17 protein-coding genes are annotated in these 21,087 nt (G+C 38.1%); 15 read left to right on the top strand and 2 right to left on the bottom strand.

The window, feature by feature from the left end; genetic code table 11:
* The first annotated feature begins 3 nt into the window (after window positions 1–3).
* From G626_RS0103865 to G626_RS0103805, 13 genes are all read left to right on the top strand, one after another.
* Window positions 4–1,971 carry a FapA family protein gene (locus G626_RS0103865; RefSeq protein ID WP_022931481.1) on the top strand — a complete coding sequence of 656 codons (1,968 nt, stop codon included), beginning with the start codon at window positions 4–6 and terminating at the stop codon, window positions 1,969–1,971.
* On the top strand, window positions 1,952–2,287 hold the full coding sequence (locus tag G626_RS0103860; RefSeq protein WP_022931480.1) for a hypothetical protein: 336 nt from the start codon (window positions 1,952–1,954) through the stop codon (window positions 2,285–2,287). The genes G626_RS0103865 and G626_RS0103860 overlap by 20 nt, the downstream gene beginning before the upstream one ends.
* A 2-nt stretch (window positions 2,288–2,289) precedes the next feature.
* The gene (locus G626_RS0103855; RefSeq protein WP_022931479.1) at window positions 2,290–2,982 is read left to right on the top strand and encodes a DUF6115 domain-containing protein; all 693 of its coding nucleotides are present in this window, start codon (window positions 2,290–2,292) and stop codon (window positions 2,980–2,982) included.
* 88 nt (window positions 2,983–3,070) lie between these two features.
* The gene (locus G626_RS0103850; protein WP_022931478.1) at window positions 3,071–4,132 is read left to right on the top strand and encodes an aldose epimerase family protein; all 1,062 of its coding nucleotides are present in this window, start codon (window positions 3,071–3,073) and stop codon (window positions 4,130–4,132) included.
* Between the two features lie 154 nt (window positions 4,133–4,286).
* On the top strand, window positions 4,287–4,907 hold the full coding sequence (locus G626_RS0103845) for an ATP synthase subunit E (RefSeq protein WP_022931477.1): 621 nt from the start codon (window positions 4,287–4,289) through the stop codon (window positions 4,905–4,907).
* Entirely contained in the window at window positions 4,907–5,449 is a 543-nt protein-coding gene (locus G626_RS0103840) for a DUF2764 family protein (RefSeq protein ID WP_022931476.1), read from the top strand. The genes G626_RS0103845 and G626_RS0103840 overlap by 1 nt, the downstream gene beginning before the upstream one ends.
* Window positions 5,449–7,221, top strand: coding sequence for a V-type ATP synthase subunit A (locus G626_RS0103835; protein ID WP_022931475.1), 1,773 nt, complete (start codon window positions 5,449–5,451; stop codon window positions 7,219–7,221). Before G626_RS0103840 ends, G626_RS0103835 begins: the two co-directional genes overlap by 1 nt.
* Complete coding sequence (locus tag G626_RS0103830) at window positions 7,221–8,528, top strand: V-type ATP synthase subunit B (RefSeq protein WP_022931474.1); 1,308 nt, start codon at window positions 7,221–7,223, stop codon at window positions 8,526–8,528. Before G626_RS0103835 ends, G626_RS0103830 begins: the two co-directional genes overlap by 1 nt.
* 9 nt (window positions 8,529–8,537) lie before the next feature.
* Entirely contained in the window at window positions 8,538–9,161 is a 624-nt protein-coding gene (locus G626_RS0103825) for a V-type ATP synthase subunit D (protein ID WP_022931473.1), read from the top strand.
* Complete coding sequence (locus G626_RS0103820; protein WP_022931472.1) at window positions 9,158–11,125, top strand: V-type ATP synthase subunit I; 1,968 nt, start codon at window positions 9,158–9,160, stop codon at window positions 11,123–11,125. Before G626_RS0103825 ends, G626_RS0103820 begins: the two co-directional genes overlap by 4 nt.
* Before the next feature lie 119 nt (window positions 11,126–11,244).
* Window positions 11,245–11,682 carry an ATP synthase subunit K gene (locus G626_RS0103815; RefSeq protein ID WP_022931471.1) on the top strand — a complete coding sequence of 146 codons (438 nt, stop codon included), beginning with the start codon at window positions 11,245–11,247 and terminating at the stop codon, window positions 11,680–11,682.
* 219 nt (window positions 11,683–11,901) lie between these two features.
* Entirely contained in the window at window positions 11,902–12,990 is a 1,089-nt protein-coding gene (gene ispG, locus G626_RS0103810) for a flavodoxin-dependent (E)-4-hydroxy-3-methylbut-2-enyl-diphosphate synthase (RefSeq protein ID WP_022931470.1), read from the top strand.
* Window positions 12,987–14,078, top strand: a complete 1,092-nt coding sequence (locus G626_RS0103805; protein WP_022931469.1) for a tetratricopeptide repeat protein — start codon at window positions 12,987–12,989, stop codon at window positions 14,076–14,078. Before ispG ends, G626_RS0103805 begins: the two co-directional genes overlap by 4 nt.
* Window positions 14,079–14,081: 3 nt before the next feature.
* On the opposite strand, the gene G626_RS0103800 is transcribed toward G626_RS0103805, so the two are convergent.
* Both G626_RS0103800 and wbaP read right to left on the bottom strand, forming a co-directional pair.
* On the bottom strand, window positions 14,082–15,677 hold the full coding sequence (locus G626_RS0103800; RefSeq protein ID WP_022931468.1) for a hypothetical protein: 1,596 nt from the start codon (window positions 15,675–15,677) through the stop codon (window positions 14,082–14,084).
* Window positions 15,677–17,161 (bottom strand): undecaprenyl-phosphate galactose phosphotransferase WbaP, encoded by a 1,485-nt coding sequence (gene wbaP, locus G626_RS0103795; RefSeq protein WP_022931467.1) that lies wholly within the window; start codon window positions 17,159–17,161, stop codon window positions 15,677–15,679. Before wbaP ends, G626_RS0103800 begins: the two co-directional genes overlap by 1 nt.
* 128 nt (window positions 17,162–17,289) lie before the next feature.
* Here wbaP and G626_RS0103790 point away from each other — a divergent pair, with 128 nt between their 5' ends.
* Both G626_RS0103790 and G626_RS0103785 read left to right on the top strand, forming a co-directional pair.
* Complete coding sequence (locus G626_RS0103790) at window positions 17,290–19,038, top strand: hypothetical protein (protein ID WP_022931466.1); 1,749 nt, start codon at window positions 17,290–17,292, stop codon at window positions 19,036–19,038.
* Window positions 19,039–19,054: 16 nt separating this feature from the next.
* Window positions 19,055–21,085 carry a hypothetical protein gene (locus G626_RS0103785; protein ID WP_022931465.1) on the top strand — a complete coding sequence of 677 codons (2,031 nt, stop codon included), beginning with the start codon at window positions 19,055–19,057 and terminating at the stop codon, window positions 21,083–21,085.
* The last annotated feature ends 2 nt before the right edge of the window (window positions 21,086–21,087 follow it).

Below are 21,087 nucleotides of genomic sequence, written 5' to 3'. Positions count from 1 at the left end.
AAAATGGTAACGCTGGATAAACTTCGCGAGGACATGAAAACTCTTCTTCAGGTAGACAAGAATCTTCACTTTGTGGAGGTTAATGCGGATACTATCGATGAAGCACTTGCCGATGCCGTTGTTCAGCTGGATACAAAACTTGCAAATCTCCATTACGAAGTTGTAGAAAAAGGCAGTGATGGAATTTTAGGTCTTGGAAAAAAGCCATGGAAAATTATGGTTTACCAGGATCCTAATACAGTTAAGAAGACTGCAAAACTTGCCTCTGAAGGACTCTTTGATCTTGATGAAGAAAGCGAGGAAGCAAAAATCGTCAACAGAGACGGTCTTTACTACATACGTCATTTCAAATCAGATATCATGCTCAAGGTTATTCTTCCAGTGGGAGAAGGCCTGCCAATCGAAATCAAAGATGTACTTGATGAAATCAAACGTCCGGATACAATTAATTACGATGAAGAACTGATAAAAAAATATATTAAAAACGGTACAGACAACGATTACTGTATTGTTGGAGCCTATAAACATGTTCCAGCCGGTGATGTTGTTATCGGTGTAGAAGTTACCAAGGATGAAATGAAAGGTTCAATCGTTGTTTCTCCTCCATCAATGAGTGGAAGTGAAGCTTCCTTTGATATGATCCGCCGTGCAATTTTACAGCAGGGCGTTGTTGAAGCCTGTATCAATGATGATAAAATCCGCGAGTTTGTAGATAATCCGGTTTATAATAATCCTTATGAAGTTGCAGCCGCAATTGAGCCTGTAGACGGACACGATGCATACATTTCCTATAACTTTGAAACAGATCCTAAAAAACTTAAGGCTCAGGTTGATGAAGAAGGAAAGGTTGACTACAAGAAGCTTAATAACATTCAGAACGTTATCGCAGACCAGCCTCTTGCACAGAAAATTCCGGCAGAAAGAGGAAAGGGCGGAAAGACTTTATTTGGCCGCTACCTCGAAGCAAAGAACGGAAAAGACATTCAGATTCAGCTTGGTGCAAATGTTAAACTCGACCGCGACGGCGTAACAATAAAGGCTGAAATAGACGGTGAAGTTATGCTGGTTAATGGTAAAGTAACCGTAGAGCCGGTTAAATACCTCGATGCAGTTAATGTTAAAACCGGTGATGTTAAGTTTGTCGGTACAGTCATTATCAAAGGAAACGTACAGGAAGGTTATAAGGTTGAAGCAACCAACATCGAAGTTAATGGTATCGTAGATAAGTCCCGCCTTGAAGCTACCGGAAATATTATTGTTCGTCAGGGTGTATTTGGTAAGGGTGAAGGTTACATTAAAGCCGGTAAATCTCTCTGGGCTAAATTCATTAATGATACAACCGTTGAAGTTGAAGAGAACGTTATTGTATCAGACTCAATCGTAAACTCAAATGTAACTGCCATGAAGAATATTGTCCTTCGCGGAAAAAAGGCTCAGATTATTGGTGGACACCTTATGGCTACAGAGGAAATTTGTGCCCGTAAGGTTGGATCTCCTGGTGGTGGTACTGAAACAATTCTTGAAGTTGGTGTAGACCCACGAGCTAAAAAGCGTCTGGAAGAACTGCAGAATATGCAGGCTAAGGCAACTAAAGAATACGAAAACTGTGATCTTGATATTCAAACCCTTGAGCAGCAGAAAAAACTTCGTAAAAAGCTTCCTCAGGAAAAGGAAGAAAAACTTAAAACTCTTAAAGAACGCTGTGAACAGATAACCGAAGAACTCGAAAAGATGACAGATGAAATCAACAAGATTCAGGAACACTTACGAGATCTTAAAGCAATCGGTAAGGTTAAGGTTGAAGGCGATGTTTACGCCGGGGTTAAGATTTATATCCGCGATGTACTTGATGAAGTTAAGATAGATACTAAGGGTGTAACTTTCTATTACGACAAAGCATTCAGTAAGCGTGGTGCTTATGAACCGCCATCTTTAAGCGAGGAGCAGCCAGATGGGTATTCAGCCGATTGATTTGCAAACCATGTATACACAGTTATCAAATGTCTCAAAAAGTATGGCAGGAGCTCAGCAGGCTCAGCTTACAGAGGCAATGCAGCAGCAGGGAAATATACAGCGTAGCATGGAAAATGCTGCAAAGGTTCAGCAGACATCAAATGAAAAAGCCGATACAAATAGTGTAAATCAGAACGGTTCAAATGGTTCCGGAGCTTATGGACAAAAAAAACAAGAGAAACATAATCAAAATACACAGGAAGAAAGTGGAGAAATCCGCCCTCCAAAAAGTGACCTTTCATATCTTGGAACTATAATTGATATTACGAGGTAAATATGGCCACTTATATTGCTCTATTTTTTTCACTCGTTAGTCTGATTTTAATGATTATAATTCTCATCCGATTCAAAAAACTGTTTTCTACAGATTCGATTATTGAAAAAACAAAAGCACAGATGAATCGCGTAATAATGGATGTAAATGCAAATGCAAACCGCGATATAGAGCTTATAAATGAAGCTTCAAGAAGGCTTCGTGCTTTATTAAATGAAGCTGATAAAAAAATGGAAAGCTTTAGAGAAGCAACCCAGCTCTTACAGAATACAATTGCCGAAGCAGAAAAATCCGGTAGACAGCATCATACTAATACAGCTTCTCGTACAACAATAGATCCAGATTCTACATATAGAGTTCGAACAGTACCTCCGGCAACAGGAGTTCAACAATCCTTATTTGATGAACTTGATAAGGAGCCTGAAAAGAAATCTATAATCAAAGATGAAACTATAGTTACCAATGATGGGGCTGCATATAAAGAAGTGCATGTAATTAATGCTGCAAGTTATGATGAAAAAATTGCAATAATAAAAAGACAAAAGGACGCAGAGGAAGAACAGAAACAAAAATCTGACAGAAGTCTAAAAGACAAAGTTGAGCGGCTTTTTAATCAGGGAATGAAGATTGAAGATATTGCTCAGGAATTATCTTGTCCAGTATCAGAAGTACAGTTTATAATTGATATGTTATAAGATAATCGTCATCCCGAACTTGTTTCGGGATCTATAATAAAGATGCTGAAACAAGTTCAGCATGACAAAGAGAATTAGGAGAATTAAAATGAAAGTTACTAAATCAAAATTCGGAATGCTTTGTGATGGAACAAAAGTTAATTTGTACACTGTAAAAAATGGAAAGATGTCTTTTTCTTGTACAGATTACGGATGTACAATTACCAGTATTGTTCTAAATGATGAAAATGGTAAAAAAACAGATGTTGTTCTTGGACATTCCACACTTGAAGGATATATCAATGGTACAGTATTCTTTGGAGCCATTGTAGGACGCTTTGCAAATCGTATTGGAAAGGCAGAGTTTGCTCTTGACGGTAAAAAATATCAGCTTGATAAAAATGACGGCCCGAACTGTCTGCACGGTGGTTTTGATTCTTATAATAAAATGATGTGGAAGGGAAAGGTAATTGATGACGGTAAGCTTTGCGGCGTTCGTTTTACAAGAACTTCCCCGGATGGAGAGCAGGGCTTCCCTGGGAATGTAAAACTTACAATCACATATCTGCTCGATGAAAATAATAATCTTACCTGTCTTTACAATGCAGAAACAGACAAGGCAACTCCAATCAATATTACAAACCATGCATACTTTAATCTTGCCGGTAACGGAAATGTTGGTGAACATACAATGGTTATGAATTCTACAAAACGTCTCGAAGTAAATGCAAAGCTTATTCCTACAGGAAAACTTCTTGATGTTAAGGGAACTCCATTTGATTTCACAAAAGAAAAGAAAATCGGAAAAGACATTAAAGCTGTTGGAGTAGGTTATGATCACTGCTATGTAACTGAAAAATACGATCCTTCAGATGTACACTGCGGACTCCCTCTTGAAGATAATGACCTTGTAGAATTCTGTACAGTAAAAGATCCTGCAAGTGGACATGAAATGTCTGTTTTTACAAATATGGAAGGCTGCCAGTTCTATACAGGAAACTATATCAAGGGCATCATCGGAAAGAATGGCCGTCTTTACGACAGACACGATGCTTTCTGTCTCGAAACGCAGTGCTTCCCGGATACTCCAAATCAAACCTCATTCCCAAGCTGTATTCTGGAGCCAGGTCAGAAGATGAAGGCTAAAACTGTATATTCCTTTACATTTTAATCCTAATCTGATATATTAGTTTAAGTGTTTAATAACTTAAACCTATTTGCTCTATAATAAAATTTACCCCAGATATGAAAGTTTTCATTGAAAAACGGCATATTTGGGGTATAATTATTATATTATTCTTGACTAGTATAAGTGAGGTACTTTGATGGATGTACAATTGCAAGAACTGATTGATAAAATCAAGAAGGACGGCGTTGCTGCTGCAGAAAAAGATGCTGCAAAAATCATTGCAGATTCGGAGAAGAAAGCAGAAGCAATTATCGAAGAAGCGCAGTCAAAAGCTGCTGAAATTATAAAAAGTGCTAAGTCAGAGACTAAGAAAATGGAGAAGGCAAGTGAGGAAGCCATTGTTCAGGCTGGCCGTAACATGCTTCTTTCTTTTAAGGATGCTCTGATTGCTGAGTTTGACGGTCTTATTCAGGATGGAACCGAAAAAGCTCTTTCAAAAGATGTTCTTACTAAGCTTGTACCTGATACGGTAAAAGCCTGGGCAAAGAATTCAGATGCATCGGAACTTTCTGTTCTTTTGAGCGAAAAAGATTTAAAGGCTCTCGAAAAATCTCTTAAAACTTCACTCAAAGCAGAAATCAAAAAAGGTCTTGAAATTAAACCTGACAAGACTCTTACAGCCGGCTTTAGAATTGGCGTAAAGAATGGTGCAGCCTTCTATGACTATTCGGCAGAAAGCCTTGCAGAAATGTTTGCAGCTTATCTCAATCCTAAGGTTGCAGCTCTTATGAAAGTTGCTGCGGAGGATGCAGAGTAGTGGCTTACTATTATTTGGTTTCACAGTTACCAAATATCTCAGCTTCAGAAGGAAAATCAGCACTGCCTTTAAATACGGAATCTTTCCGCGAACTGGCAAGCCGTTTTATTTCTGATGAAGAAAAAGCCGTGCTTCAGGCACTCTCTCTGGTTCCGCCAATGGAGCTTGTTTCCACTGGCTCAGACTTCCTGGATGTTTGGTATGAAAAAGAAAGAAACCTGCGTTGTGCGCTCGCTCAAATTCGTGCGCAAAAATTAAAGAAGGACAGCATTCCGCTTCCACCAGGTTGTACTGCAGATATTATTTCTGCGGCACGTACTGCTGTTGGAATGGACAGCCCTCTTTCTGCAGAGCAGTTTCTTTATGAATACAGGTTACGTCTGCTTGATGATTTGCGTCCACTGGATGGCTTTTCTATTGATGCGGTGTATGCCTATGGCCTTCGTCTTATGCTGGTTGAGCGTATGCGTAAGTTCGAGGTTGAAAACGGAAAAACATCTTATCATAAGATTTACGATACGATACTTGATGGAGATAAATAATGGCAAATACTACTAAAGCAAAAGTAGTCGGCATCAACGGAAACATGGTCACGATTGAATTCGATGGCGCTGTTTCCATGAATGAAGTTGGCTACGTTAATGTAGACGGAAAGAAGCTCCGTGGTGAAGTTATCCGTATTCGCGGAAACAAAGCCCAGATGCAGATTTTCGAAATGACACAGGGAATTAAAGCCGGCGATAAGGTAGACTTAGTCGGCGACCTTCTTTGTGCAGAACTTGGACCAGGACTTCTTGGTCAGACTTTCGATGGACTTCAGAACCCGCTTCCTCTTGTTGCAGAAAAAGCAGGCTTCTTCCTTGAACGTGGTGTTTATGTAGATTCACTTCCACGCGATAAAAAATGGGAATGGACTCCAAGCGTAAAGGTTGGTGACAAAGTTCTTCGTGGTGACCCAATCGGATCTGTTCCGGAAGGACCTTTTACACATAAAATTCTTGTTCCTTTTGATATGCTCGGCATGTATACAGTTACAAAGGTTACAAAGCCTGGTGACTATACAATCGAAGATACTGTTGCCGAAGTAAAAGATGAAAAGGGTAAGACCTTTAAGCTTAAGATGGCCTTCAAGTGGCCTGTAAAGCGTGCCGTAGACTGCTATGCTGAGCGTCTTGCTCCAAGCGAGCCAATGGTAACACAGGTTCGTCTTATCGATACCTTCTATCCGGTTTCTAAGGGAGGTACCTACTGTATCCCTGGACCTTTCGGTGCAGGTAAGACAGTACTTCAGCATACAACATCACGTAACGCCGACGTTGATATCGTAATCATCGCTGCCTGCGGTGAACGTGCCGGTGAAGTTGTAGAAACAATTAAAGAGTTCCCAGAATTGAAGGACCCTCGTACAGGCCGTTCTTTGATGGAACGAACAATCATCATCTGTAACACATCTTCTATGCCGGTTGCTTCCCGCGAAGCATCTGTATATACATCTGTTACACTTGCTGAATACTACCGCCAGATGGGCCTGCACGTTCTTCTTCTTGCAGACTCAACTTCACGCTGGGCACAGGCTCTCCGCGAAATGTCTGGTCGTCTTGAAGAGATTCCTGGAGAAGAGGCATTCCCTGCTTACCTCGAATCTTACATTGCAGCCTTCTACGAGCGCGCAGGTATCGTACGCCTCCGCGACGGCAACATAGGATCTGTAACAATTGGTGGTACAGTATCTCCTGCCGGCGGTAACTTTGAAGAGCCTGTAACTCAGGCAACACTTAAAGTAGTAGGTGCTTTCCACGGACTTTCACGTGAACGTTCAGATGCACGTAAGTATCCTGCAATTGACCCGATTATTTCATGGTCAAAATATAAATCAGTTATCCGCGAAGATTGGGTAGCTTATGCACGCAAGGTATTCCTTTCCGGCGTTGAAGTAAACCAGATGATGAAGGTAGTAGGTGAGGAAGGTACAACAACCGAAGACTACATCGAATACCTCAAGAGTGAATTCCTTGATGCAGTTTATATGCAGCAGAACTCATTTGATGAAATTGATTCGGCTGTAAGCGTTGAACGCCAGCAGTACACTTTCGCTAAGGTTCTCAAGGTTCTTGGTGCTGATTTTGAACTTGCCGATAAGGATGCAGCACGAAACTTCTTCAACCAGATGCGTCAGAAGTTTATCGACTGGAACTATTCTCTATGGAACAGTGACAAGTTCAAGAAGGCCGAAAAGGATGTAGATGCTCACTTTGCTTCTGCAAATGGAAAAGTACGCGACGAAGTAGCAGCAATGCTCAAGGATGGTAAATAATGAACAAAGTATATAGTAAAATTGAATCCATCGTCGGAAGCGTTATTACCGTAAAGGCAGACAATGTTGCATACGGTGAGCTTGCCGAAATCGAAACACGCTTTGGTAAGTCTCTTGCCGAAGTTAATAAAATCGAAGGTGATGTAGTATCGCTCCAGGTATTTGCCGGCGGACGCGGTATTTCAACCGGAGACCACATTAAATTCCTTGGACATCAGATGGAAGTTTCTTTCTCTGATGATCTTCTTGGACGTATCTTCAATGGATCTGCACAGCCTCGTGATAACGGACCGGCTCTTACAGACTGCCTCGTAACAATCGGAGGACCTTCTGTAAACCCTTCTAAACGTATCATGGCTCGCCGTATGATTCGTACCGGTATTCCGATGATTGATATGTTCAATACTCTGGTAGTTTCTCAAAAGCTTCCAATTTTCTCTATCTCTGGTGAACCTTACAACCAGCTGCTTGCCCGCATTGCCATGCAGGCCGAAGTTGATGTAATCATTCTTGGTGGTATGGGTCTGAAGTATGATGACTACCTCTATTTTAAGAAGACACTGGAAGACGGTGGTTCTTTGAGCAAGACTGTAATGTTCATGCATACAGCTGCCGACCCAACCGTAGAATGTCAGAAGATTCCTGACCTTTCACTTGCAGTTGCAGAACAGTTTGCCCTTAAGGGAAAGGACGTTCTCGTTCTTCTTACAGATATGACAAACTTTGCTGACTCAATGAAGGAAATTGCCATTACACAGGAGCAGGTTCCTTCTAATCGTGGTTACCCTGGAGATCTCTACTCACAGCTGGCAGCCCGCTACGAAAAAGCCGTAGACTTTGATAGCGCAGGCTCTGTAACAATCCTTGCTGTAACAACAATGCCTGGTGATGACGTTACTCACCCGGTTCCAGATAACACAGGTTACATTACAGAAGGACAGTACTACCTTAAGGGTGGCCGTATAGAGCCGTTTGGTTCTCTTTCACGTTTGAAGCAGAATGTAAACGGATCTACCCGTAACGACCACCGTGCTCTTATGGATGGTATGATTCGTCTTTATTCAAACTATAAAGATACCCTTGAAAAGAAATCAATGGGTTTCAATATGAGTAAATGGGATGAAAAGCTCCTTGTTTACGGAAAGATGTTTGAAGACGGTATGATGGACCTTTCAAAGAATATTTCTCTGGAAGATGCTCTGGATTTGGGATGGAAGATTCTTTCTGACTGCTTTGAGCCTGAGGAAACTGGTCTTAAATCATCTCTTATTGAAGAATACTGGCCTAAGAATAAGTCTAAGAAGTAGGAGTTCTGAATGGCAAAAATCAAGCTGACAAAAAATGAGCTCAAGATACAGAAAGATGCGCTTAAAATGTACAAGCGCTATCTTCCAACCCTTATGCTCAAAAAACAGCAGCTTCAGACAGAAATCCGCACTATAGATGCCAAGGCAAAAGAAGTCCGTGCCCAGCGCGTAGCCCTTGAAAAAGAGTTCGAACAGTGGATTTCCGTATTCGGTGAGCGAGAAGCCTTTACTCCGGATATGGTAACTGTAAAGAACATCAAAAAGGGTGTAGGCAACATTGCCGGTGTAACAATTCCGGTATATGAAGGTGCAGACTTTGGCCGTGGTGACTACGATCTTTATAAAACTCCGCTGTGGATTGATATGGCAGCAGACCGAATGGAAAAGGCCCTGTCACTCGATCTTGAAGCAGAGGTTCTGGATGAGCAGGTTCGCTTACTCAGTCAGGAACTCCGCACAACAACACAGCGTGTAAATCTGTTCGAAAAGGTTAAGATTCCTGAAACTAAGGCAAACATCAAAAAGATTACAGTTTACCTTGGTGATGAACAGGTTGCAGCCGTAGTACGCAGTAAGATTTCTAAGAAAAAGCTGCAGGCAAAAATTGATGAAGAACAGGAGGCTGGCAAATGATTGAACCAATGAAAAAAGTCTCTGTAGTCCTTCTCAATAAGGAAAAAGAAGAGGCTCTTAAAGCGCTGAGAAAGATTGGTCTTGTACATCTTGAAAAAATAGACGGTGCAAGCGAAAAACTTACGGCTTTTAAGGAATATTCAAATAATGCAATGCTTACCGAGTCAATTCTCGGTGAAATAAAACTTCCAAAGCAGAAGAAGGGTACAGAACCTAAGCTTTCTGATGAAAAGGTAATCGAGCTTTGTAAAGAAGTTGTTGCTAAATCAGAACGTAAAAAGCAGCTTATGGAAGAAATTTCTGCAGATACTACAGAACTCGACCGTTTTGCGGCCTGGGGTGATGTTAGTAATGAAGATTTAGACTTCCTTGCAGAAAAAGGCATTGCACTTAAACTTTACGAAATCAATGCGGAAAAATACAGCCTCATTGATCCTGACCTGGAAACAATTCTTGTTAATAACGACAAGAAAACTGTTCGTTTCTTAATTGTAAACGGCGGGGAAGGTCGTCCGGAAAAACTTCTGCCGGAAGCCTTTGAAGTACCATTACCACGTATTTCTACAAAGCTTCTTCAGAAAGAAATTCTTGCGGATGAAAAAGAACTGGATCAGATTCAGGCTTTCTATGTAGAGAATGCAAAATACGTTCCTGCAATTTCTGCCTATAAAAAGGCTTTGGAAAGCGACATTGAATTTGAAAATATCAATAGCGGTATGGGCTGTGATAAAGAAGGAAGTGAAAACGACCTTGCATGGCTTACAGGCTATGTTCCAGTTGCAGATATGGAAGATTTTAAGCGCTGCTGTTCTGCCAACGAATGGGCTCTTGCTTATGCAGACCCAGAGGACGAAGATACAGAGGTTCCGACAAAACTTAAGAACAATAAGCTTGTAAGCTTGATTTATCCGCTTACAGACTTCCTGGGTACTGTTCCCGGCTATCATGAATTTGATATCTCGGGCTGGTTCCTTTTGTTCTTTACAATCTTCTTTGCAATGATTTTTGGAGACGGCGGATACGGTGCTCTTGTTGCAGTATTAATTCTTTTCCTGATGATTAAAACTAAGCTTTCCGGAAAGAAGATACCTGCAGCCTTCGGACTCTTCCTGCTTGTTTCTCTGGCAACCGTCGTTTGGGGTGCCGTAACCTGTACCTGGTTTGGAATCCCGGCTGATATGCTGCCTGAATGGCTTGTAAACCTTTCTATTCCTTATATTTCAAGTGCTTACGAAGATACTCTTTGGAAAGTTCCTTGGGTAAGTGTAGTAAATGGTAAAGCTGTAGGACTTACGAAAGATCAAAATCTTCAGATATTCTGTTTCTCACTTGCTTTAATACAACTTAATGTAGCGCATATAAAAGCTGCCATAAGAAATATTAAGGAAAGAAAAGGACTTAAGGTATTAGGAGATTTAGGTTCTATGTTACAACTTATTGGAATGTTCTGGATCGTTCTTTCAATGGTTGTAAATGATAAAGTATTTGTAATGACTGGTTATATTGGAACAGTTCCTGTTGGATTAATAGAAATCTCTTTAATCGCAATAGGTTTTGCAATGAGTTTTGCCTTTTCAAATTACGAAGGAAGTATTATTGCTTCAATATTGGAAAGCTGCAAAAATATCATTTCTGTACTTCTTGGTGTTGTAAATGTATTCAGTGATATTGTTTCTTACATCCGTCTTTGGGCTGTTGGATTAGCAGGTGCAGCTATTTCAGGTACTGTAAATCAATTATCAGAACAAATATTTGGAATTGGTGCAGGAAATATTATTGGACATGCAATAATGTTTATATTAGTTATTGTTCTTCTCGTATTTGGACATGGTCTGAATATGATCCTGAACGTGCTTTCAGTAATTGTACATGGTGTACGATTGAATACATTGGAATTCTGTACACACATAGGTATGAGCTGGAGCGGAAAAAAGTATCAGCCGTTTGCTGATCGTAATAAGTAATAAGGCATAGACGTCATCCTGAACTTGTTTCAGGATCTATGCTTAAAAGATGCTGAAACAAGTTCAGCATGACAAATAATTAAATAACCGTTGAATCGGTTTATATAAGGAGAATAATTATGGAAATTTGGGGTTACATTGGTGCTGCTATTTGTATGGGTATTGCTGCTATTGGTTCAGCAATTGGTATTGGAATTGCCGGACAGGGAGCAATCGGAGCATGGAAACGTTGTTATATTAATAATAAACCTGCTCCATTTATTTTAACAGTATTTGCCGGTGCTCCTTTGACACAGACAATCTATGGTTTCCTTCTTATGAAGGTTACCCTTGTTCCAAAATTTACAAATGGAGATATGAAACCTGGTACAGCACTTGGTCTTGGTATCGCTTCAGGTCTTGCAATGTGTTTCTCTGCAATTGCACAGGGTAAAGCTGGTGCTGCAGGTTCAGATGCTCTCGGAGAAACTGGTAAAGGTTTCGCACAGTACATTATGGTAGTCGGTCTTTGTGAATCTGTTGCTTTGTTTGCAATGGTATTCTCAATGATTGCATAAGTAATACACTTAATATTTTACAGAAATTGTTCTAAAAATAAAAAACTGTGGGACGCAGGCAAAACGAATAAGGAGGACCCAGGGTATATAAAAATCAAGCGTAGCGAGATTTTTATGGGGACCCTGGTGGATTCCTTATTCGATTTTGCCGTCGCTGGGACCCGCAGTTTTTTTGTTTTTAGAAGTGATTTAATTGATTATAAGTGATATACTTTGCATATGACTACAAAAACTGTTTATCTTGGCGGAAAGGGTGTAACTAAACGTATTGCGATTGGTGGTGGAGCACCTGTTTCTGTTCAGACTATGTGGAAGGAAGGGATAACTGACCTCGCCACGGATAATGAAAAGCTGGACAGGATTTTACGCGAACTCAATGATCTTAGCATGATTGGCTGTGACATTGTGCGCTTTGCGGTACCGGATGTGGCGAGTGCTCAGGGGCTCTGCCTGCTTGCTGAGCGAACTTCTATGCCTCTTGTTGCAGATATTCACTTTGATTATAAGCTTGCACTTGAATGCCTTAAGGGTAACGTTGCTGCTATCCGTATCAATCCGGGAAACATAGGTTCTGTGGAAAATACCCGAACTGTAGTTGAAGCCTGTCGTGAAAACGGAGTTGCAATCCGCATTGGAATTAACAGTGGCTCTCTTCCTAAAGACTTACAGGAACAGATTGCTGCCGGGCAAATCAGTCGTGCTCAGGGCCTCTGTGAAACTTCTGCACGCGAAGCTGCCATTTTTGAAGATCTCAAGTTTGATCAGTATGTAGTTAGTATGAAGTCTTCGGATGTTAACGAAACTATACAGTGTAATAAGTTTTATGCAGAAAAATATAATAATCCCCTGCATCTTGGGGTTACAGAAGCAGGTCCACTCATCGGTGGTATTGTAAAATCAAGCATAGCTTTTTCAACTCTTCTCAATCAGGGAATAGGAGATACTATTCGTGTAAGCCTTTCATCATCTCCAGAAAACGAAGTTGTAGCCGGAATCAATATTCTTAAAGAATGCGGTAAGAGAGCTGGAGGCGTAAAACTTGTAAGCTGCCCTCGCTGCGGTCGTATTGGCTTTGATGTTCATGCCTTTGTAGACCGCTGGCAGAACCGACTTCTTGCAATGGATAAAGATATAACAGTGGCAGTTATGGGCTGTGTTGTAAATGGTCCAGGCGAAGGCCGTCACGCAGATCTTGGAATTGCAGGTACAAACGATAAAGCAATTATCTTCAAAAAAGGCAAAATAGTACGCACGATAGACGCAAAAGATGCCGATAAAGTATTTGAAGAGGAATTGAATTCTTTATGAAAAAGACTGTCTTATTTTTTATACTTGCTGGAATTTGTTTTACACTCTCTGCTGCAGATAAAAAAGCAAAATTGGACGAAAGTGTAGAAGCTTACCGCATGGCCATAGAAGCTATGGATGCCCAGGATTATGGTAAGGCATTAAAGTATTCTGAAGATGCAATTCTATACAGAAAACAGCGTATTGAAAATCAGATAAATAAATTAAAAAACTCACTTTCTGCAAAAAGAGTGCAGGCAGCAGGGGACCATCTGGATCCTGTTCTAAACGTACTTAATAACAGAAAAGAATACGAAACAGCTGGTATAATCGAATATTATATTAAGAAAAAGGGAAAAGATTATTTTGACAATTCAATTACAAAGCTTCTTGAATATCTTGAAGATTCAAAAGATTTTCCGGAAGCTCACAAAATAATCGGCGATATCTACAAATTAGAAGGTGAGTATACCTATGCAGAAGAATATTACATGATGGCTCTTGAGCGATCTGATGTTCTTGATATACCTGATGAAAAATACGAAATCCTTTACATGCTGGCGGATATAAGCCGTCTGGAAGGTGATCTTCCTAAAATGGAAACCCGGCTTTTGAATATTCTTACAGAAGATAAAAATTATCATGACACTGCCTTAAAACGTTCAATGAAGGGAACTATTGCATCAAATAAAAAAGATTCAATGGAAAAATTCTTCAACCTCTATCGTGCAGATTCTTATAACTGTATAAATGCCTATAATCAGCTGGCAGAATATTATCATAATGAAGGGAAACTTGATAAAGCTCTTGATTTTGCCTGTCTTGCAGCAATTACTTCTTTTTCAAGAATTATAGAAATTCTTTATTCAAGAAACTCTGTTTATGAATATGAAAATCTCGAAGGTTTTATGCAGGAAGCCTCTTTTTACGATGATATTATTGAATGGGGAAGCCGTAATTCTGCCTGGAAAAGCTTTAATATTCTTGCAGCATATTCAACCGAATGCGGTTATACAGAATTTTCAAAAGAACTGTTAAAAGTTATTGCAAGATTCACACCAGAAGTATACTGGCAGCGCGATGCTGTTCTTCAGCTTGAAAACTTGTAAGATTTAATAGTGAAGTCCAAAGCCAAAAGAGAATTCAAGTGCTGATACATCTTCCCGCCAGTCTGTATTAAGGCGGGATGCAAGGAACTTACGGCCAACATCAACACCAATGCTTCCTCTTACTGTAATTCCGCTCCATTTTAACGGATATACAATTGCTTCTAATCCGGCAGTATAAAATCCATCTTTCAAATCAAAAAAACTCTCTGTAACTTTATTATAACAAAGGGCAATATCGATAAATGGAGAAAGCTGGAAATCAAAGTTCAGATATCTGAGAAATGATTTTGTAAAGTTTGTTCTGAATATGTGAATCGGCATATCCAGGTTTAAAACAATGGCACTTGTAGGTTTTACAGACAGTACATTACTTCCTTCATAATACTGTTTATCTCTGATACCTCTTAAGTATTCTCCAATTTTTTTACCATCATTAGCAATATAAGGATCTTTCCTTGGATCTATAAAATAGGTAAATGAATGTAAGTCTGCTGAAATGCCAAAGCAGCGGAAAAAGTTTGAATCTTCAAATAAAGTAAAACTCTTGTGAACCTGAGCATTCAATTCTGCTACAGGATAGAATTTATTTCTCTGAAAGTTATAAGAGTAATAATTATCAATTAAGAACGAAAAGCCTGTTCTTAAATTATCATACCAGTCGTAACGACCGAACTCAAACTTATGTCCGGCTGTTAATATAGGGCTTGAAAGTTCTGAGTTATCTTTTGATATACCGTCAAGATCCCAGTTAACTTCTGGAATTATGTAAGGAGTATATATAAGTTTTCCAAAATATTTAACTTCTGCAAGAGTAACAGGAACTGAGAAACGGACATCATTTACAAAGTAAAGATTATCATCAAATTCCTTGAATTCAAAATCATTTACAAATTTCTGGTTTGTTTCAAGAACAAGGGAACATTTTTCAAAAGGAAGGGTAAAGCGAATACCGGTTCCTAAGTCCCACTCAGGCATATCGTTACCAAAAGTAAAAGAAAACTCGAAATCGTTCATCCATAATGCATCGAAAATACCGGCTTTGAATGGATAATCTATATCAATATTAAAACCTACTTCTGAGTGTGCATTGTCTGACTCTGATGTAGGAAGTACAAAAAAGATATCTGTGGAAAGTGAACTGAGTGAACCAAGGAAATTTGAATCAATAATTTTAAGCTTTAAGGTAAGACCTGAGTTTGAGTCATATTTTGGACCTGGAATTGCAAAAAGATGAAATGAGTCTTTTACGTAAACTTTAAGATAAACTTTGTTAATCTGCTCAGAATCTTCATTTTCATCAGAAGTTTCTTCTGTAATGAGAGGTTCAGTTTCTATCTGAATGGATTCAAAAGCCCTTAAGTTTGTCAGTTTCTTTTTATAATCTTCAAGATAAAAGTTAAATTCTTCTTCAGTTTCAAAAACTTTACTTGTATTTACCGGAACTTCTCTTGAGAGACTGTAATCTTGTGTTCTGCCGAATATGGCAGAGCCGCATCCTTCAATGTTATAAATAACATCCTCGATCTGAAACTTTTGTGCATAAGCTGCGGAAGTTGTAAGAATAAGAATAAGCAGGGCAAGAACCGCGTTTTTTTTCATTAGTATGCACCTCTACCTTTTAAAACAACATAAACTGTTTTTATAAGAATCCATATATCAAGCCAGATTGACCAGTTTTGAATATAGTACAAATCGAGGGCAATTCTTTCCTCATATTCTGTATCTGAGCGGCCGGAAGTCTGCCACATGCCCGAAAGACCTGGTGTTACAGAAAGTACATAATCTTTGAATTCTCCGTAACGTGCGAGTTCAGGTTCTGTAACAGGACGAGGGCCAACAAAACTCATCTGGCCTAAAAGAATATTAATAAGCTGAGGAAGTTCATCAAGACTTGTTTTTCTTAAGAACTTTCCAAATTTTGTTACTCTAGGATCATTCTGGAATTTTCTTTCTTTTTCCCATTCTTCCCGCATCTGAGGATTATTTGCAAGTATTTCATCCAGCATTTTGTCTGCATTTATGCACATGGAACGGAATTTCCAGCATTTTATTTCTTTTCCATACTGGCCAACTCTTTTATGACCATAGAAAATTGGTCCCTTTGAAGTGATTTTTGTAAGGAACATAAGAAGAATGAAAACAGGCAAAATTACAGGAGAGAAAAGAAGAATTACAAAAATATCAATACATCTTTTTAAGAAAAGGTTGCTCTTAAATGTAAGGTTATGAGTAGAAGAGAAACCTATAATTCCTGCAATATCTTTAATATGCTGGTCACAAGTGAATGAATTCTGTCTTTTTGAGACTGTCATTGTATAACGGTAGGATGTCATTACCTGTGAAAAGTCCCCGTGATAATCAGACATGATTGCAGTTTTTATATTAAATTCTTTAATTGCCTTAAGAATTTCATTAGTTTCAGGAAAAATCGGTATGTCTTCATAATAGTTATTACATACAGTCGCTTCGCCCTCTTTTGGCAGGGGGAGGGAAGAATCAATAATAACTGCAGGTCTGTATCCAAGATATGGATTTTCAAGAAGTCTTTTAATAATGAAGTCTGCACTGCTGTCTGTACAGTAAATTACGGCAGGAACACCCCACCATCTTTTATGACTTATACAATGCTTGGTAAATTCTCTGAAACTTGGTAAAAGGAAAGTTGCGAAAATAAAGGCGATTAAAAAGGCTATAAAAATTGCATAATCATTACTATCTTTAATAATATAATTAGAAATAGGAGTATCACCATTTGGAATAAAGACTGTAAGACCAATTGCTACAAAAGAAAAGAATGTAGCAGCAGAAAATTTCTTAACTTCCTCGGTATGAGGAATCATAATTCCAGGGTAAAGACCAATACAGCCGAAAATAATAACAATTATAGGAAGATAAATAGAATAGTTAATGAATGATTTAAAGTTAATATCGTGTTTAAAGAAGATGTTTACAATAAAGAAACCTAAACCAATACAGAACATCAGCACACAAATATCTACAAGAAAGAGAATAAAACCAGAAGTAAAAGATGAGGTATGAGGGAACTTTTTAGTCAAATATTCCTTAAACTTATTTATATCCATAATTAACCTATTATACTATATAATATTAAAAAAATCCATTTAAATATATAACACCTGATACAAATAAAAGGTACACTATAAATACATGCTATATTCACAATCCGGTGGATGTTTGTTATATTTATTATATGAAAAAGATAATTTTACTTCTATTGTCCACACTTTGTTTAATAAGCGTAGTAAATGCGAAATCAATAAATGATTCTAAAATTGTTCCACCAGATTCCCAGGTTTACAAAGATTTTCTTGAACTTCAAAAAGCAGAACGTATTCTGGCTTTTACAAATAATACGCCAATATCAGTTTCTGAGTTAAAATTTTATCTCGAACAGTTTGATTCGGAGTCTTTAAGCGGATATTCGGCTGCTTTATATCAAAAAATTTATGATTATTTATATGAAAAAGAAAACCTTTTTAATATACCGGGTTTTGAGCTTGCAGCACACCTTTCAATGAACCTTGAAGGTTATTATAAAACGACAGATGATATTCCCTGGTCTTTCAATTATCATTTCAAAGATAATCTGATTTCGATTCCACTTGATGTCGGCTTTGGTAACTGTTTTGCAATGGGCGCTGACTTTTTCTTAGGAAAAAACTACATTGCGGCTGCAGATAACGAAAACTTCTGGAACGTACCTGTTAATGTAAATAATATTTCGGATGATGGACTGCTTGAGTTTAATTTTCCAACTTTTGCATATGCCTCTATCGGTAAAAGTTTTAATAACTGGGGTGTAAATTTTCAGATAGGAAAGCAGGGAAAAAACATATATCAGACTCTTACAGGAAGTATAATTTATAACAATACATTCGAAACAGATGCTTATGTAGAATTTGATATTTATACAAGGGCTGTTAAATTTACAATGGATGTAGTGCAGGTAAGTTCAAACAGAATGGATAATATTCAAATGGACAATACAGAGCGATATCTTTATCTGCATCAATTTGATATACGTCCTTTTAAGAATTTTAAAGTCAGTCTTCTGGAAGGCTCTCTGGTTGCAAATCCATTTTCATTAAGATTCTTGAATCCTATTCCTTTTATGCATCAGTTTGGAGGCTGGACAAATTATATCTCAGAAGAAAATGAAGATATCTACCGCGAAACAAACTTCTGCGCAGATTTTGCCTTTATGTTTGAATATATACCGGTTAGTAATTTAAGACTTTATGGTATTTATAATCAGATAGAACTTCAGCTCCCATGGGAAAGAAACAATAGCTGGGGCCGTTATTATCCTAATACTATCGGCCTGCAGCTTGGAGCAGATTATTCCCTCATATTCTCTGACTTCTCAAAATTAAAAATTGAAGCTGAGTATATTTATAATTCTCCTTACATGTACATAAAGCAGACACCTTCTGCTTCACTTTATAGAGTACGTATGGACATGCAGACTCATGAAAATGTTTATTCATGGATAGGTTCTCCTTATGGACCAGACTGTATGGGTGGCGAGTTAAAACTCACATATGACAGAAATACAAAATGGAAAGTTGAACTTGGCTATGCATTCATTGCAAAGGGTGAACACGATTTTTCAATTTTCGAAAGAACTGTTTATGATCCAGATTCTGATGCTGAGTATTATAATTATTATCCTTCGGTAATTTATAAGCTTCAGGAGGATGAAATAAGCGATAAAGAATATACCAATGACCAGCTTTATGATATGGCAATGGACTTTGGAATGTCAGGAGTTAAACAGTATAATAATATAATTAATTTAAAAGCTTCCTATGAAATAAATGAACACTTTGAACTCACAGGACAAATACAGTATAATTATATTATCAATAATCTTCATATTGAAAATAAAAACGATGCCGGACTAGAAGTAGATCTGGCTGTAACTTATAACATTTTCTAATCAGAGGAGATAAATAATGTTTTATAAGAATTTAAAAAAAATTATTTTAAGTATGGCTTTTATTTCAAGTATTACGTTACTTGGAGCTCAATCAAATAATACAGTTGACATAACAGATGATGTTTATGATCTTTTAGCAACTGCAGAAGTTCAGGGACTATGTGAACCGCTTGCAACAAGCCGTCCCTATACAGAAAAATATATTAACGCAATGTTAGACCAGATTCTCGAAAACCTTGAAAAGCTGGAAAACGAAGGTGCCGGTGATAATAAATTTCAAAATTTCTGGAAACCTCGTCAGACTGCTTTACAGAAAGAAGTTGTAGAAAACTATAAAAGCAGATATGTTCGTCAGGATGGTCTCTTTCTTAAAAATATGGCTTATAGAGTGTCTGGAGAAAAGGCAAATATTCCTGTTAATCTGACATTTGATCTTTCTACCGAAAGTTTTATTTCTGGTGGTTTATATTCTGATTCAGACACAAACAGTATAGGTTATGAAATCTGGGAAAACATCCATTTTTATGGAGATTTAGGAAATAACATTTCATATCGTTCACTTGCTTATCTTGAAGTAACAAAAATGGATATGCAGAAACTTGGTGACTACGATATAGGCTGGTGGTGGTATGATTATTATGGTGATGAAGAAGACTTTGTAAGAGAAGAGCACTTCAGCGACAGAACAATAAGCACATACAGAAATTATTCAGTTCTTCCTTACAGTTATAAAAAACACTGGGACGGTTCTGTTTACTATGCAAAAGGCGGCATTAATTCCAACGGTCTTACAGGCTGGCCATTTAAAACATCTCTGGCCTTTGGTATGCAGGGAGAACTTCACGGTACTTTCTTAGATAATTTAATTGATATTGGAATCGGCCGTTTGAACAGAGAGTGGGGGGCAATGGATACAGGTTCAAGTCTTGTACTTAATGCAAATGCACATCCATTCTTTGGCTTAGATACTTCTGTAAAACCATTTAAGTGGCTTACATTCTCTGTAGTAACCGGTTTTCTTGAATTTCCTAATCAGAACTTCATAAATGGAAATGACTGGTATCCAAGTGATGAACACGGAAATAAAAATCAGAATCTGGAAAATCTGGATAAAGATGTAAAAGATTCTTTCTTCTTCCATAATCTTTTTGCAATGGCAAAACTTGATTTAGATTTGAAATATGTACATTTTGATTTTGGAAGTACTGTAGTATATCCAAACAGAGCTGAATTAGGATATTCCTTCCCGCTGGTTGACCGTGTTGTTTATCAGAACAATGTTGGTGATTATGATAATCTCGCCTTATATTTTAATTTAAAATTCCGTTATCCGGGCTTTGGAAGCATCTGGGGTTCTTTCTATATGGATGAAATTAATGCATTTAAGACAGATATCTTCCACAATACAAGATGTATGTTTGCTTACCAGGGAGGAACAAAAATTAATATTCCTTGGCTTCCATTTGCTTCATTATCTTTGCGTTATACAAAAATCGAACCATATTGCTATACTCATGAAGCATTGAATGCCGATTCTGAACAGCCTTATTTCTCACATTATATTTCGGAAAGTTATACAAACAATGGAGAATCACTCGGTTACTATCTGCCTCCTAATTCTGATGAATTGTATTTGAAACTTGAAACAAAACCTCTGCCTGCAAGTTCATTTGGTCTTAAATATCAGTTTATCAGACATGGCGTAGACTGGGGCAGTGAATCTAACATTTACAGTGGCTCTTCAATTTATTCAGAACTGCCTGCCGGTAAATACGGTCCTGGAAGAAATAATCTTCATAAGTATTTCTTAAGAGACGGTGTTTATGAATGGATGAATATTGTAACTCTTGAAGCAGCTTATGACTTTAATAAGTTCGGATTTCCCCTGCAGCTTTGCGGTTCTATCGGATATGTTCATAACTGGTTTACTTCAATCGGAAATGACAGCCCATCCGCAAGCACAGGCTATGCAAAATATGAAAGCGAAGAATATAAAGAAAATCGCGGCGTAGTAATTTCAATGTGGGTAAAAGCCTTCACATTCTGATA

Origin of the sequence: Treponema bryantii NK4A124, from assembly GCF_000421345.1 — a bacterium.
Lineage (GTDB): Bacteria > Spirochaetota > Spirochaetia > Treponematales > Treponemataceae > Treponema_D > Treponema_D bryantii_B.
Note: the sequence above shows the minus strand (reverse complement) of the source record. Positions and strands in the feature narration are given on the sequence as shown.

What these genes read in the sequence shown, in the direction of transcription:
- G626_RS0103815 (WP_022931471.1), top strand. Translation starts at nt 11,245, where the DNA reads ATGGAAATTTGGGGTTACATTGGTGCTGCTATTTGTATGGGTATTGCT.
- G626_RS0103850 (WP_022931478.1), top strand. Translation starts at nt 3,071, where the DNA reads ATGAAAGTTACTAAATCAAAATTCGGAATGCTTTGTGATGGAACAAAA.
- ispG (WP_022931470.1), top strand. Translation starts at nt 11,902, where the DNA reads ATGACTACAAAAACTGTTTATCTTGGCGGAAAGGGTGTAACTAAACGT.
- G626_RS0103800 (WP_022931468.1), bottom strand. Translation starts at nt 15,677, where the DNA reads ATGAAAAAAAACGCGGTTCTTGCCCTGCTTATTCTTATTCTTACAACT.
- G626_RS0103820 (WP_022931472.1), top strand. Translation starts at nt 9,158, where the DNA reads ATGATTGAACCAATGAAAAAAGTCTCTGTAGTCCTTCTCAATAAGGAA.
- G626_RS0103785 (WP_022931465.1), top strand. Translation starts at nt 19,055, where the DNA reads ATGTTTTATAAGAATTTAAAAAAAATTATTTTAAGTATGGCTTTTATT.
- G626_RS0103825 (WP_022931473.1), top strand. Translation starts at nt 8,538, where the DNA reads ATGGCAAAAATCAAGCTGACAAAAAATGAGCTCAAGATACAGAAAGAT.
- G626_RS0103805 (WP_022931469.1), top strand. Translation starts at nt 12,987, where the DNA reads ATGAAAAAGACTGTCTTATTTTTTATACTTGCTGGAATTTGTTTTACA.
- G626_RS0103830 (WP_022931474.1), top strand. Translation starts at nt 7,221, where the DNA reads ATGAACAAAGTATATAGTAAAATTGAATCCATCGTCGGAAGCGTTATT.
- G626_RS0103790 (WP_022931466.1), top strand. Translation starts at nt 17,290, where the DNA reads ATGAAAAAGATAATTTTACTTCTATTGTCCACACTTTGTTTAATAAGC.
- G626_RS0103845 (WP_022931477.1), top strand. Translation starts at nt 4,287, where the DNA reads ATGGATGTACAATTGCAAGAACTGATTGATAAAATCAAGAAGGACGGC.
- G626_RS0103860 (WP_022931480.1), top strand. Translation starts at nt 1,952, where the DNA reads ATGGGTATTCAGCCGATTGATTTGCAAACCATGTATACACAGTTATCA.
- wbaP (WP_022931467.1), bottom strand. Translation starts at nt 17,161, where the DNA reads ATGGATATAAATAAGTTTAAGGAATATTTGACTAAAAAGTTCCCTCAT.
- G626_RS0103835 (WP_022931475.1), top strand. Translation starts at nt 5,449, where the DNA reads ATGGCAAATACTACTAAAGCAAAAGTAGTCGGCATCAACGGAAACATG.
- G626_RS0103865 (WP_022931481.1), top strand. Translation starts at nt 4, where the DNA reads ATGGTAACGCTGGATAAACTTCGCGAGGACATGAAAACTCTTCTTCAG.
- G626_RS0103855 (WP_022931479.1), top strand. Translation starts at nt 2,290, where the DNA reads ATGGCCACTTATATTGCTCTATTTTTTTCACTCGTTAGTCTGATTTTA.